Annotated in this window: 9 protein-coding genes; 4 read left to right on the top strand and 5 right to left on the bottom strand. The window is 40.3% G+C overall.

Features of this window, described 5'->3' with window-relative positions:
- Positions 1-81: 81 nt before the first annotated feature.
- Positions 82-1,473: a hypothetical protein gene (locus tag SJ2017_RS17110; protein WP_080916587.1), complete on the top strand. Its 1,392-nt coding sequence runs from the start codon at positions 82-84 to the stop codon at positions 1,471-1,473.
- Positions 1,474-1,545: 72 nt separating this feature from the next.
- Here SJ2017_RS17110 and SJ2017_RS17105 read toward each other — a convergent pair whose 3' ends face one another.
- Both SJ2017_RS17105 and SJ2017_RS17100 read right to left on the bottom strand, forming a co-directional pair.
- Positions 1,546-3,777, bottom strand: coding sequence for a PAS domain-containing protein (locus SJ2017_RS17105; protein ID WP_080916585.1), 2,232 nt, complete (start codon positions 3,775-3,777; stop codon positions 1,546-1,548).
- 109 nt (positions 3,778-3,886) lie between these two features.
- The gene (locus SJ2017_RS17100) at positions 3,887-4,561 is read right to left on the bottom strand and encodes a TatD family nuclease-associated radical SAM protein (protein ID WP_080916583.1); all 675 of its coding nucleotides are present in this window, start codon (positions 4,559-4,561) and stop codon (positions 3,887-3,889) included.
- 360 nt (positions 4,562-4,921) lie between these two features.
- Here SJ2017_RS17100 and SJ2017_RS17095 point away from each other — a divergent pair, with 360 nt between their 5' ends.
- The 3 genes from SJ2017_RS17095 to SJ2017_RS17085 all read left to right on the top strand — a co-directional run bounded on the left by SJ2017_RS17095 (position 4,922) and on the right by SJ2017_RS17085 (position 8,772).
- Complete coding sequence (locus SJ2017_RS17095) at positions 4,922-7,021, top strand: TonB-dependent siderophore receptor (RefSeq protein WP_080916581.1); 2,100 nt, start codon at positions 4,922-4,924, stop codon at positions 7,019-7,021.
- A gap of 102 nt (positions 7,022-7,123) precedes the next feature.
- On the top strand, positions 7,124-8,305 hold the full coding sequence (locus SJ2017_RS17090) for a PepSY-associated TM helix domain-containing protein (RefSeq protein WP_080916579.1): 1,182 nt from the start codon (positions 7,124-7,126) through the stop codon (positions 8,303-8,305).
- Positions 8,305-8,772, top strand: a complete 468-nt coding sequence (locus tag SJ2017_RS17085; RefSeq protein WP_080916577.1) for a hypothetical protein — start codon at positions 8,305-8,307, stop codon at positions 8,770-8,772. Before SJ2017_RS17090 ends, SJ2017_RS17085 begins: the two co-directional genes overlap by 1 nt.
- A 101-nt stretch (positions 8,773-8,873) precedes the next feature.
- On the opposite strand, the gene SJ2017_RS17080 is transcribed toward SJ2017_RS17085, so the two are convergent.
- The 3 genes from SJ2017_RS17080 to srmB form a co-directional block, all read right to left on the bottom strand.
- Positions 8,874-12,014: an efflux RND transporter permease subunit gene (locus SJ2017_RS17080; protein ID WP_080916574.1), complete on the bottom strand. Its 3,141-nt coding sequence runs from the start codon at positions 12,012-12,014 to the stop codon at positions 8,874-8,876.
- The gene (locus SJ2017_RS17075; RefSeq protein ID WP_080916573.1) at positions 12,007-13,227 is read right to left on the bottom strand and encodes an efflux RND transporter periplasmic adaptor subunit; all 1,221 of its coding nucleotides are present in this window, start codon (positions 13,225-13,227) and stop codon (positions 12,007-12,009) included. The genes SJ2017_RS17080 and SJ2017_RS17075 overlap by 8 nt, the downstream gene beginning before the upstream one ends.
- A gap of 286 nt (positions 13,228-13,513) precedes the next feature.
- Positions 13,514-14,740: an ATP-dependent RNA helicase SrmB gene (gene srmB / locus SJ2017_RS17070; RefSeq protein ID WP_080916571.1), complete on the bottom strand. Its 1,227-nt coding sequence runs from the start codon at positions 14,738-14,740 to the stop codon at positions 13,514-13,516.
- Between the last annotated feature and the right edge of the window lie 17 nt (positions 14,741-14,757).

Below are 14,757 nucleotides of genomic sequence, written 5' to 3'. Positions count from 1 at the left end.
TGATTTGATAAGGTCGGGCTTTCGCTTTGTTATTTAAATTCGCTATAGTATGGTAATTCCCTCGTTGTTGAGTTCTCCTCAGTGGCAAAAGTCAAAGTAAAACAAGAAGAAGCATTATCAATTAAGTTCAGCCACCAAATGGAGGTTGGGCATCAACGCACGTTTGATTTATTCTTTTACCTCCCCACTGAAATGGGGGTTGGTGAAAAAACCTTAGATGAAGAAGAGTACTACCACAGTGCGATGTTAGGTAGGCGCTCTTATTACTCGAAAGGTCTACATTTACCTTTAGTTCAAAACCGCTTTGTGAGTATCAATAAACGCACCAAAGAAGAGTTTCGTTTTTATCTTAATTTGTTCGCATATCAATTTGCCGTTGCGATTGAAACCGATGCCAAAGAAGTTCGCCAACTTACCGAAGCAGAAGAGTTTTACCCCGCCTTAACCGAACTTGGTCAGTCGGTTGCGCAGCTATTAAAAAAGTTTCGTCGTAATGAACCGAGTGAAGAAAAATGGCAATCTTACTTTGCTAATGCCGATAATTATCTTTCGTGGTTTTGCGAGCAGCAATTACTGAAAACCTTAGCTTATCGCCCAAGGAATGCGGCTTATAAAGAAGAAAAAGAGCAGATTATTGCCTTATGCCGAGCAGAGCATCATTATCGCGAAGAAGAGCGTAAATACAACTCTGCTGGAACTAAACAAGATGCCAATCGTATCTCTAATAAAATGTTGTTACTTCGCCGCCTGATTCAGCAAGGGGTCGTCCTTAAAGAGGAATTAAAACCTCTTGGTATAGGGCTTAAAAAGTTTGTGACAGGTTTAGCAACGACTTTAGTGATGCTTGTGGTATCGGCATTGATTATTAAGGCACAGGGGGTATTCAGTGGTTTAACCATGAGCCTTATTGTTACCTTGGCCATTATTTATGGCTTTAGGGAAATTTTTAAAGAAGATGTTCGTAATGCACTATGGCGATTTATACAAAGAGGCCGACCTCGCTGGAGCCGAGTACTAAAAGATACCACTACACAAACGGTCATTGCTAAACAGCTTGTCTGGCTAGATTTCACTCATCCTCAAGATATTCCTAAAGCTGTGGCAGAAATAATGAAGCAGCGGCATAGTCAAAATAAGGTGGATGCAGAAGTATTGCATTATCGAATTGCGACTAAGGTGACCAATAAAGAGTTCGAGGCTGGTTACTCACAAATACAAGAACAGGTTAACTTTAGCTTGGTTCCATTTGCGCGTCATTTAGAGCGTGGTAAAGCTAAAATTTATAAAGAACAAGACGGAAAGGTGAGTAATGAATCTGTAGAGCGGCGTTATCAAGTCAACCTAGTCGCTGTGCTTAAAGATGGTAAAGGCCCGCTAGAATATGCGCGTTATAAGGTGGTGATGAGCCGCTCTAATATTATTGAAATTACTCGCAGCAAATTACCCGGCGATTTACTTGAAATGGGTGATTAAGCGAAGAAAGCAGGCTTTATAAATAGTATAAAAAAGCGGGATAAATCTTGTCATTTATCCCGCTTTTTTGTTTTATGCTTTTCGAGTAAACGCTTGGCAAATGTTCTGATTACCAGTTTGCTTTGCTCTTTTTAACGCGACTTCAGCATTACTCAAGTAATGTTCAAACGACTGAGGCTCAGGGTAGCCTGCGATGCCAATGTTTATGCCTTCATTGAGCTCATTTTGCTCTAACCTGTCCATGATGCTCATTGCATATTTATGGGCTTGAACAGAGTCACTCGATGTTAACAGTATGACCAACGAACCTAAACGCCAATGGGCGATTTGAAATCCTATTGGTAAATCAATCAATAATTGCATTTCAATATCTTTTTGACGCTTTTCAAGATGATCGATATCGCTAATGTGGCTGATTAACCCTTCAGGGTTGATATCCATAATCAGTAAACAGGTTTGCTCTCTATTGGGCTCTGTTAACGTACTAAAATGCACTTCGAGTTCAGATAATGGCACCACCATCGAACTTAACGGCGCTTGCTGGCTAGGAAGTTGTTGTAATGATTTTTGTAATTTGAGTATTTGCAGTGTCACCACTAAATATTCAATCTCGCCATCAAGATTATGCTCAGCTTGAATACTGGCTTTCAAACTATTGGCAAAGCGAGTATCAGCATCAGCAAATATTTGCCCCTTCCATTTACCTTGTAAACTTAATCGGCTGTTGATATCGGCCCATTGCTGAGAGAACTCTTTTCCGAGTAGTTCCATCACATTGTCTTGACTGTCGGCTTCGATATCTAATAGTTTTTTGAACTTGTGATTAAACTTGAGCAACTGACCGTTGGTATCAGTTAATGCTGTCGCGACATTACTTTCTGATAGCAGTTGATAAAAATAGCCTTGCTGTTTAGCTGAGGTTAGTTCGGTAATATTTTCAAAGGTTACAACCCAGTAGCGCTCGCTTTTTAATTGGGTTTTACCTGGTTGAGCCGACACGGTAATAGTACAACTATCTTCATCAATGCTAACGATTTCTTGCCAATGCTTACCATTTTCCATGGCGTCAGTGAGGGATTGATAAACATCATCTTCAAGTTGTAGTACTCGTTGTAAACGTCTTTCTAATAATGCTTCAATTTCAACAGATAGCGTTTTTGCTGCCTGACGGTTTGCTTTTAATACTCGGCCGCTACTATTAACAATTAAGCAGCTTTGCTGGTTTCTAAATAAACTACTGGCTAAATTAATGCTATTCACATTGGCATTTTTCTCTAGCTGGTATCGATGTCTTGTATATAACAGCGCAGTGGCAAGCGAGCCTATCAGGACGCCGAAAAAGATTAATATATAACGCCATTGTTCAAACCTAGCGGCAATGTCTTCGTGGCGAATATATGACATTAAATAGTATTCTCTAATCGCTGAATTATTTGCTGCTAATTCCACTTTTAAGAATACGAAAGTACCCAGTTCGTTATGATATTGGCCAAAATTGGTATTGGCCATTTGTTGCCACAGTTCTGGGTAGGTTTGTTGTATGCTACTGCCTAAGGTTGTGGGAATTTTTTTGAGGGGCTGCTCTTGTGATGCACCCGCATATAACATGCCTTGTGAGCCAAATAATAACAACGGTGAATGATGATTAAAAAAGGCTGGTTTAATTGTCTGTAATACTTCAGAGATGGAGTTATAAGTGACCAAATACCCTCGAATACTTTGGTCTGGGTTTTCAATCCAAGCGAGTTGGTAAACGTAGGGAATTAGCTTGCCATTGATTGACACAAATTGAATTTGTGACGAATAAATGTCGTTGCCGCCCATGGTTTTATCATGGCTAACTACCACTGTAGGTAAGGCAACATTATCAAAAGCATTAGTGGTTTTAAGTCTTGGATTGCCTTGTGGATCAAATAAGCTTAACCCCAATAATTCTGGAATATGGGTCAATAAGCCATCCCAGTTTTTAAGTAACTTTTCTTTTTGTAGCTCAGAAGGGTTACTCAAATACTGATTCATCAATTCAGCTTTAGAAAATGCTTGGGTGCGAAACTGCAGGAAGTTAACTTTATCAGAGGCGAGTGTTCCAACGGTTTGCAGTTCGCTGTAGCGCTTAGCTGCCCAATCTTCTTGTAGTCTGCGTTCACCTAAACTTAATAACAGAGTGGTAAAAATGACAATACTAATGAGCATCACAGAAACTTGGCTTAATAATGCCAGTACTTGTTGACGACTCCATTGAATATCTTGCGCAGAAATGAGCAGAAATTTTGAGACATTTTTGTTGGTTTGTCTTTTAAACATTCGCTTACTTAGGTTCACAATCTTGATAAGGTGATGTTATCACGAAAGCGTGAATAGGTTGACCTCAGTAAAGCTTTTTTAACTAATTTATTACTAACATAAATCAGCACTAACCGACGACATCTAACTCACGTTGTTTGAACTCACAACCTCGTTGTTCAACAAGTTGCCTGCATTGCTCAATATTGACATTTTCAAGCCCATTAATTGCAGATACTTGCACTTGTCCAATGTAATCTGGTGCTAGGCTAATAAATTCCAGTAATGCTTCATAAGCCCCTTTTAGTTTAGGCTTACAGTGTTGAATATACAGGGCTTCAGTGTTGGCATTCAGCGAGATTGATAAACTATCAACACAGTGAGCAAGCTCAGGCAAAATATTTCTGCGATGAAATAAGTTACCTAATCCATCGGTGTTCGCTCTAACGTTACCGCCTGCGGCTTTGATATGGGTTGCGACAACAATTAAGGTGTGCAAATTAAGGGTGGGTTCACCGTAGCCACAAAACACATATTCATCAAAGGACGTTACCTTACCAAGCAAAGGGATGATGTCTTCTGGCTTCACTTGTGCACTAAGCGACAACTCATACTGATGAACTTGCTTTGAACCATTATGCTTAGGGCAAAATTGACATCGTAATGTACAGCGACCAGTGATATTGAGGTAGCGGCTATCGCGGATGTCATAAACCAATGTTGATGAGTGATGATTTGGTTCTGTTACTGTAGAAATAGACGTTGGATCTACAGTAAGTTTATGATTTTTTGCTGAGTTGTGCATGTAAGTTAAAACCTAAAACAAAAGCCAATTTGGTATTTTAAAGCGTTTTTAAAGGGATATCCGTTTATTAACTCGCAATTTAAGCAATTTTTATTAGCCTATGGAGCAGATTTGGGAACAAACTGTGGTCATTAATTCTGCGAAGACTGAGCTGTGAAAGGTCAACTAAAAGCTGTATATGATTACTAAAATTTATTGTCAGTTATTACACTAGTTAACGTAAAATTATTAATTGACGTTGTTTTTGAGATATTGTTCGTTTTCTGTGAACGCCGCCTCAAAAATCGCCTTGTTATGATTATAAATCTTAATGATAATGCTTCTCAAAATTATCGTAGTGATTTATGAGATACCTCTATCATGTTACCAGTCAAAGCAGAGAAACTTTCTCCTGTGTATTTAGCATTATCCCTCGCTCTATTTAGCAGTAATTCAGCTTACGCTGAACAAGATCTGCCTGAAATGGAAAAAATTCAAGTTACAGCTTCAGCCCTGAAAATCCGTACACCAATGGCCGAGACACCTGTATCTGTGTCTGTTGTGGAACGAGATGATCTTGAAATTCGTAATGTTAATAAGCTGGATGAAAGTTTTCGCTATACCTCAGGTGTGTTGTCTTCGCCTTATGGAGCTGATAACGATACAGACTGGTTAACTGTTCGCGGTTTCGAGGCCGCTACTTACCTTGATGGTAGCCGTTTATTTAAAGATGGCTTCTATGTATGGATGCTCGAACCTTATGGATTAGAGCAAGTTGAAATACTCAAAGGTCCAGCTTCAATTTTATACGGCGAAGCACCTCCTGGTGGCGTTGTGAATGCAGTGCAAAAGAAGCCTAAACTTGAACCCGCAGGAGAAGTGGATGTTCAAATAGGTAATAAAGATACTGCTCGTGTTGCTTTCGATGTTTCGGATGAGATTAGTGACGATAAGCGTTTTCGTGTCGTGGGTAAGTTTAGTCAGGCAGACGGTGAACTTAATGATACTGAGAATACTCGTTATTACATCGCGCCAAGTTTAGAAATGGACTTGTCGGAAGACACGACGTTAACTTTATTAGCATCTGCCATTCATGATGATGGCACGCCTACGAATGGTTTCTTTCCTGCGATTGGTACGCAAGTGGATGACACTCGTGGTGAAATTGATCCAACAACTAATTTTGGCGAGCCAGATTATGATGTCAGCCGCAGAACCCAAGTGACTGCTGGTTTTCAGCTAGAGCATATCATTAATGATACTTGGGATTTTGAGCAAAATTTCAATTACGCTTATAACGACTTGCTGTTAAATAGTACTTACATTATGTCGACGCCTTACTGGGGAGATCCTTCTGGCGATACTTATGCTAGAGGAGTGACATATCGTGAGGGAACGTTACAAAGCATCACTCTCGATAATCGATTTATTGGTAACTGGTCTGGAGATCGCACAGAACAAACCTTGCTATTAGGACTCGATGTTCAAAGCCACCAAAATGAAGGTAAAGAGTTGGACAATTATGCCTATGACATTATTGATCCATTCAACTTCACTCCGGGGAATTCTGATCCATTAGACACAAGTGATGCCCTAGAGCGCCGTATTGATAAGAATCAGTTGAGTGCTTATGGTCAGTATCAACTTGTACTAGATGACCGCTGGATTGGTATTGTGGGTGGACGCTATGATTATGTAGATACTCAGAACGAAGATTTGACCAACAATAAGCAATATGACCGTGTCGATAACGAGTTTTCATTTAATGCAGGATTAATGTATCGCAGTGATTTTGGTGTCACTCCCTATGTGAGTTACGCTGAGTCATTTGAAGTGATCAGTACGGTTGATCAAATAACAGGCGAACTTTATAAGCCGTTAGAGGGTAAGCAAACAGAAGTTGGTTTTAAATATACACCTGATTATATGGATGGTTATTTTAATCTGGCTTGGTATAACTTAAAGCAAACCAATGCCCTTGTGAGTACAAGCGCTCAAGATCCTGATGGGAATTGGTTATTTGGTGCTACTCAAACAGGTGAAATGGTCTCGCAAGGTATTGAGTTTGAAGCTGTAGTACAAGTTACTGACGAACTTAAAGTTAATACATCATACACTTATACAGATTCTCACATCGATAATAATGACGATACAGGCGAGAAGCGTTCTCCGATGATCCCACGTCATCAGGCATCAGTGTATCTCGATTACCAAATGTTGCCCCAAGTACGTGTTGCTACAGGGGTTCGATACGTTGGTTCATCTTATGATTCTGAAGACTCAACCGTGACAACTGAAACCATCAAGGTACCGGCTTATTGGATATGGGATGCATCGCTCCAATACGACATCAATACTAGCTGGCGTGCACAACTCACCGTGAATAATGTACTTGATGATGAATACATATCGGCTTGTAATTGGTACTGCTATTACGGTGAATCACGTAGCATCGTTGGTAGCATTAAGTATATGTGGTAAATGAGCAAGTCGCTCTTGATAATCAAAGTCTGGCGTGGAATTTCCCGTCAGGCTTTGTACTTTGACTGTTAAGTGTTTAGTTGCATAAATTTCGGAATTAACATGGCAAAACTTAGTAATCGATTTTGGTTCAAGCTTCATGGTTTGTTCTCTTTACCCATTTGGATAATATTCTGTTTCGTTTGCCTAACCGGAACGATATCAGTCATTAGTCATGAATTGACTTGGTTAACTAATCCTGACTCGCGTGCAAGTAATCCTCAACAATTAGCTGAAAAGCCTAAATCTCAACTGGTTGATATTGTTCAAAAAGCATATCCGACAGCCAGTATCTCTACGGTAATGAGTTTTGAATCTTATATAGCCAATACGGTTATATTTACCGATAGCGATAAACCTTACGCCATCGCTTATGTAAATCAATATACAGGTGAAATTCAAGAGGTTATCCAAGGTCTTACTTTTAAATCTTTTATGCGCTCGTTGCATGCTTGGCTTTTTTTTCCATGGCAAAATGGTTATAGCATTGGCTATTACCTTGTTTGTTTCATGGCGTTTGTTATGTTGGGGGCACTGGTTTCTGGCCTAATGATTTATAAAAAGTTTTGGCGATCGTACACCCAACCTAAGTTACGAATACATCAAGGAAAGAAAACGTTTTTAGCTGATTTACATCGGTTAGCGGGAGTGTGGTCGATGTGGTTTTTAATACTCATGAGCATCACGGGCTTATGGTATTTAGCCCAAGCCATTATGTGGCAAAATGATATTGAAATTGAAGCTCATGCCCCTGTAGTTGAAGTTAGTCAACTTCCATATGGTGTAGCTGATACTCCAGTTAGGCCGTACAGTTTAGCTGACGCGGTTAACATTGCAGAACAGAAATTTCCGAACTTCAAAAGCACTTACATTATGCTACCTGAGCACTTTAGGGATACATATAAAGTTTATGGTGAAGGTGATGGAATCTTTTATGATCAGTATTCTTATGGAGTGACAGTCAATCCTTGGAATGGCAAGGTTGAGAGCGAAAGATCCCCTGAGAAAATGAATGCGTTACAAACCTTATCCCATATCGCCAACCCTTTACATTATGGCAATATAGGTGGACTGTGGACAAAAATTATTTGGTTTATATTTGGCGCCTTATTAACAGGGATGTCCATAACAGGTTTTTTAATCTGGGGTGGTCGAACAGTGAAAGCCGCTAAAGATACTGATAATCAAAGGTCTATTTTCTCTAAAGTACCTGCAACTCATTTAGTTCAACAGGATGGAAAATAATGGCTCGTTTATCGAACAGTATGTGGGATCGCTACAAGTATAAAGTAAACGGGCTTGTGCTTATTTTAAGTTGTTTTTTCTTGTATAAAAACTTATTCCCACAGTTTCCAGATGCTTGGAGCACGAAGTCGATAGGTTCATTCGAAGTCACGCCAATGCCATATAACCTTGATTCACCTTATATGCATGACGGGACGTACACTAAAGACTTTTTATTAATATTTAGTCAGGGTGAAGTTGCCGATATTCGACAGGCTTATTTTAATATTGGTGCAGCACCCTTATCACTTACTGATATGCAGGATGCTGACGCAGGGATTTTGCACGGAAGTCAGCATGGACAAGAAGTACATGCTATTGCACCTAAAGTAATTCAAGCAGATCATAGAGCTTGGTTAACGATAGAAAATTGGCAAGGGAAATTGAAAACCGTAAGTTGGGCAATACCTAAAAATTTACATCTGTAATGCTAATTTAGTATAGATGCGGACTTTTGTTCTGTATTAATGTAATGATGAAAAGGGAGCAAAGCTCCCTTTTAAATGTAACTAAGTCTTACCGATAACAGTTAATTATAAGCTTCATCATCGTCGTTTTTAGGTTGCCACCACCAATTGAAAATGCGTCTAACTAAACATTTCGCATCATCAAGAATAATGTAAAGCACGGGTACTAAAATTAGCGTGACCACGGTCGAGAATAAAATCCCGAATGCTAGTGATGCGGCCATTGGGATAACAATTTGTGCCTGTAAGCTTCGTTCAAGCAAAATAGGCACTAAGCCGACAAAGGTCGTCATAGAGGTTAAAATGATGGCCCTAAATCGATAGCACCCTGAGTTTATTGCTGATTCAAGTAATGAATAGCCTTCTTTACGAGAGCGGTTAACAAAGTCGACTAAAATCAATGAGTCATTGACCACAACCCCCGCCAGTGCCACGATACCGCACAGACTCAATACACTCATTGAGATGCCTAAAATGAAATGCCCGAATAAGGCGCCAATCATACCAAAGGGGATCACTGACATAATGATCATCGGTTGGGTGTATGATTTAAGCGGAATTGCCATTAGGGCATAAATGGTAAACATCGCAAAAAAGAAGCCTTGTACTAGACCTAACATAGCATCTTGCTCATCCTGGCTTCCGCCATCGAGTGATGCATTCACATCTCGATATTTCTCGGTTAACTCAGGTAAAAACTCCCCTTGGATCTCGCCCACCACTTTTGATGGCTCGACAGTGTTTTTATTCACATTAGCACTGATGGTGATGGCTCGTTTTCCATCAACACGGGTAATAGAAGCAAAAGATTGCCCTAATTCAATATCTGCAACAGTAGAGAAGGGGACAGCGACACCTTGAGGGGTACGAATCAGCATGTTTTCAAGATGGCCAATGGTGCGACGTTGCTCTAATGGATAGCGCACCATCACTTTAACTTCTTCTTTATTTCGCAAGATACGTTGGGCTTCATAGCCATAAAATCCATAACGAACTTGGCGAGCTAAATCAGAAAGCGTCAGTCCTTGAGCTTCTGCTTCAGGGCGAATATTCAAGCGTATTTCTTGGCTACCAGATGAGAAATTGTCTGAAATATCATAGACACCTTCATATGTTGCGAGCTCTTGCTTGAGCTCTTTCGAGGCTTCAGAGAGCTGAGCTAAGTCATTTGAGGTTAATCTAAATGAAATGTCACCACCTGACTCGTTCGTGCTCGCAGCAATATTGAGTTTTTTGACAGACAATAGCTCTGGCAGCTGTTTGCGCCACTCTTCTGCAATGGTAACGCCATCGATTTCTCGGTCTTCCCCTTTAGATAACTCAGCAAAGATAAAAGCTGAGCTTCGAGAACTCATATTGATAAAACTGTGTTTAACCACATCTTCACCCGTTTCTCGGGCATATTTATCATTCATGGCGTACAAGGCTTCTTCCACTTTTTGCACGACATCAAGGGTATTGAGTTCTGAGCTGCCTTCTTCCATTTCAAGCTGTACTTGAATGAAATCTGACGGTAAATCGGGGAAGAAAACCCAGCGTACTTTACCACTAGCAAGCAAAGCTAATGACAAAATAAGTACCCCAATAAATACCGCTACCACGTTATAACGCTGCTCAATACAGCGGCCTAAAAAGTGACGGTATTTATGTTGAATAAAGTACTGCAGCTTTTCGTTAAGGCTGACTTTAAATTTAGACAGGAAATTGGTGGGAGGGCGCTTCTTTTTTACTTTCATGTGAGCCAAATGCGCAGGCAAAATCAATTTAGATTCCACTAAAGAAAAAGCCAAAGCCAAAATAACCACCATGCCAATGGACTTCCATATCACTCCCATTGGACCCGACACCATAATCATAGGAATAAATGCCGCTATGGTGGTTAAAACGCCAAAGGTTGCTGGCATTGCTACGCGCTGCACGCCAGTAATGACATTATCAAGTGACTGACCATGCTTTTCGATTTCAGTATAGGCACTTTCGCCGATGACAATGGCATCATCAACCACAATGCCCAGCACCAAAATAAAGGCAAATAAGGTGAGCATGTTAATCGACATATTAAACGGCTCAATTGGCATGAGCAGTATCGTACCTAAGAAACAAACGGGTAAACCGAGCATGACCCAAAACGCCAGTTTAAGATCTAAAAATAACGCTAAAATGAGAAATACCAATAAGGCACCATAAAACATGTTTGATAGCATCATGTTTAATCGGCCTTCGAGGTAATGGGTTAAATCTCCCCATGTATCTAATTTGATGTTAGCGGGTAAGGTTTCTTTACGCTCGGCAATATAGGTTTTGACTTGCTCTGAAATAGCCAAAGCATTTTGATCGTCAATACTGGTAATTTCAATAATGGCTGCGGGCTTACCATTAAAGCGGGTGTATTCTAATCGCTCTTCAAAATCATCTTTAATCGTAGCAACCTCTGGAAGCATAATTCTGCTGCCGTCAGGTCGTGTGGTCACTACAATCTGAGAAAAGTCTTCGCCAGTATAAGCTTGGCCTTTAGTTCGCAACAGGATGTCACCATCTTGTGCTCGTATTGAGCCCCCAGGCAAATCAATCGATGAGTTTTGAACCGCCTGCGCAACTTGAGAGAAAGTTAAACCATATTCTCGTAATTTGTTTTCTGACAGTTCAATGCCAATTTCGTAATCACGAACCCCTGTCACTTGGGCACGTGTAACAGCAGGTAAGCCTGTGATGTCATCTCGAATAACTTTAGCCATTTCCTTCATTTCATGAAGACTGATATCACCATAAACTGACACCCATATGACGTTGTTTTCAGGCTTTATTTGATAAATGTTAGGTTTTTCAATGTTATCTGGAAATGTGGCAATTGCATCAAGACGCAACTTAGCTTCATCAAGTACTTGCTGCACTTCGTAGCCATCATCGACTTCAATGGTTACCGTTCCAACGCTATCGCTGGCAACTGAAGTGACTTTTTTGATACCACTAATATCTTGAATGGCCTCTTCAATCTTGATGTTAATCCCTTCTTCAATTTCTTGAGGAGCTGCGCCAGGGTAGGCTACAGAGATATTGAGAAGATTAAGCTCAAAACTAGGGAATACCTCTTTGTTGATCAAAAAAGAGCTGAATAAACCGCCAATAAGTAAGGCAAACATCAATAGGTTGGCGGCAACACTGTTGCGGGCAAACCAAGAAATAATTCCTTTTTTATTATCCATTTTGCTCACCTGCTAATGATATTTCATCAATATTGTCAGGTGCATCTTGTGGCGCAAGGTCATCACTATCTGAGTTTTCACCAAGTAGTTTTACTTTTTGGCCAGACACTAGGTTACTAATGTCAGTAATCGAAACACGCTCACCAGTTGCAAGACTATCTTTAATAAACACATTTTCGATATCAGTTCGTACAATGTTTACTTTTCTAATTTCAATGGTGTTGTCCGATTTGACAATGGCAACTTGATCTTGGCGAACAACATAACGCGGCAGTTTAACAATGCCGTCTACTGTTCTGCCTTTGATAATTGCGGTGACGAAACTGCCGTATTTGAGTGGGAGTTCATCGGAAGATTGGTTATTTCGCAGGTATGGATCTTTCACTTCTGTGACGAGATAAACCATTCGATTTTGCTCGTCAATCACGTTTTCGCTTCTGACAATATTACCTTGCCATTCAAAAGATTTACCCGCAAGTGACGCGCTTAACGTCACTAACGTGTCAGGGTTATCAACCGACTCTAAGTAAGCTAAATCATTATTGGTTAGCGGCAAACGCACTTCTGCGATACTGATATCGTAGAGCTCGCCTAAATTAGTACCTAGAGAAACATATTGGCCTAAATCAACGTTACGCGCTTTGATAATGCCATCAAATGGTGCGCGAATAACGGTTCTTTCTAAATTGCGCTGAGCTCGAGCTAATGCGGCTTTAGCATATTTGACATTTGCTTGTTCTTTTTTCAATTGCGGGATACGTAAACCTAACTCAGGCGGTAAACCGTTATCAAAATCTTTAAATTCAATTTTTGCTACTTCACCACGAGCGATTTCTTCATTTAGCGCAGCGTTAGCTTGTGCCAATGTGGCTTCAGCTTGAATAAAGTCTGCTTGATAATCTGAAGGTTCTATTTGTGCTAAAGCTTGACCTTGTCTAACAATGCCGCCAGCAACAAAACTGGGATCAAGGCTGATTAATCGACCTTGTACTTCAGTGACGAGTTGGGTTTTATATTTGGGGCTAACAACACCATAGGAAGGCAAGTTGAGAGACACGGTCTTTTGTTCAACAGTGAGCACATCGACGACAGGGATTTTTTGTTGATCTTCTTTTTGCTCAGGAGCCTGACGAGTACTGAATAAAACAACGGCGAGGCCAATAAAAACAAATAAAATGATGAATGGAGAAAGAATTCTTAACAGTCTTTTCATTGATGGGCGTATCCATACTTATCTATCGAAAATGGTGACTTTATATAACTCAATCTCGAACAGTCATTTTAAAAAGAGATTTTTGTGAGTTATTAGAGTGCTATAGGCTCTAAATTAACAGAGTTACCAGTAGAGAAAAAGTGTTAGATGTAAATTAAATGTTTCATAAAGTTTATTTCACTTTGAGGCTAGTTTAATGCGCTATCAAATGGATTTTTTGCCATAAAAAAGCCCTGAATATAGAAAATATTCAGGGCTTTAGCATTAAGGCTTCGTTAATTAAAATTTATTTTTTCTTCTTTTTAGGCTTTTTAGATTTCTTCGCTGCAGACTTATTTTTGTCTTTTTTCTTGCCTGGTACTTTGGCCTCTTTATGGGTAGGTCTTAAGCCATCAATAAAGCGACGTTTTAACGGTTGTTCGATATAACGTTCAATTTTACTCACAATACGCATGTCGTGGGCTTCAACTAACGAAATAGCTGTACCTTTTGCGCCTGCACGTGCTGTACGACCAATTCGGTGTACGTAAGCATCAGCAGAGCGAGGCATATCGAAGTTAATTACATGAGTGATACCGTCAATATCGATTCCCCGTGCTGCAACGTCAGTCGCAAGAAGAATATTCACGTCACCTTTACTGAACTTACTTAACGCTTGGAAACGTTTCTTTTGTTCCATATCACCACGTAAGAAAGCGCAAGGGATACCTGCTTTTAATAGCAAGCCTTCTAAGCTAGCAACAACTTCACGGGTTTTAACAAATACGATGGTGCGCTTAACGGACTCTTGTTGGAGCAAATTACACAACAAGGCAAACTTGTGGGCGTTGTTATCCGCTAAATGTATCCATTGATGAATTTTCGCTTTTTCACTGCGAGGTGAATCAACATCAATGGTTACAGGATCTTCAAGTAAAACATGTGCAAAACGAGCAACACCACTGCCTTCAAGCGTGGCGGAGAACAGCATGTTTTGCTTGCGGCCCTGCGCTTCAATAGCAATGGTTTCAACCACTGATGAAAAGCCCATATCAAGCATACGGCCTGCTTCATCAATGATGAGCATTTCAACTTCTGTCGCTTCGAATTGACCTTTATCTAAATATTCCATCAAGCGACCAGGCGTCGCAATTAATAGATCGATATTCTCTTCAAGTTGCTCTTCTTGAGGACCGTAAGGTACGCCGCCGGTAATAATACCGATATCTAAATCAAGATCGGTCGCTAAATGAGACGCATAACGATGAATTTGGCTGGCCAGCTCTCGAGTAGGCGTCAGAATTAAAATTCTAGCTTGACCGTTAAAGCGGCGAGGGAAGTCAATCAAGTGTTGTAATGCCGGCAATAAAAAGCTTGCCGTTTTACCTGTACCTGTAGGCGCTTTAGCTAAAATATCCCGTTGTTCCATCGCCATTGGCAATGTTTGTTGTTGAACGGTAGTAGGGCTTAAATGTCCCATAGCCTTTAGAGAGTCTAATAGGCGTGGGTCTAGATCAAAATCTTCAAATAGCATGCGCTTTGGGTCTCACT

Source organism: Shewanella japonica, assembly GCF_002075795.1.
Lineage (GTDB): Bacteria > Pseudomonadota > Gammaproteobacteria > Enterobacterales > Shewanellaceae > Shewanella > Shewanella japonica.
Note: the sequence above shows the minus strand (reverse complement) of the source record. Positions and strands in the feature narration are given on the sequence as shown.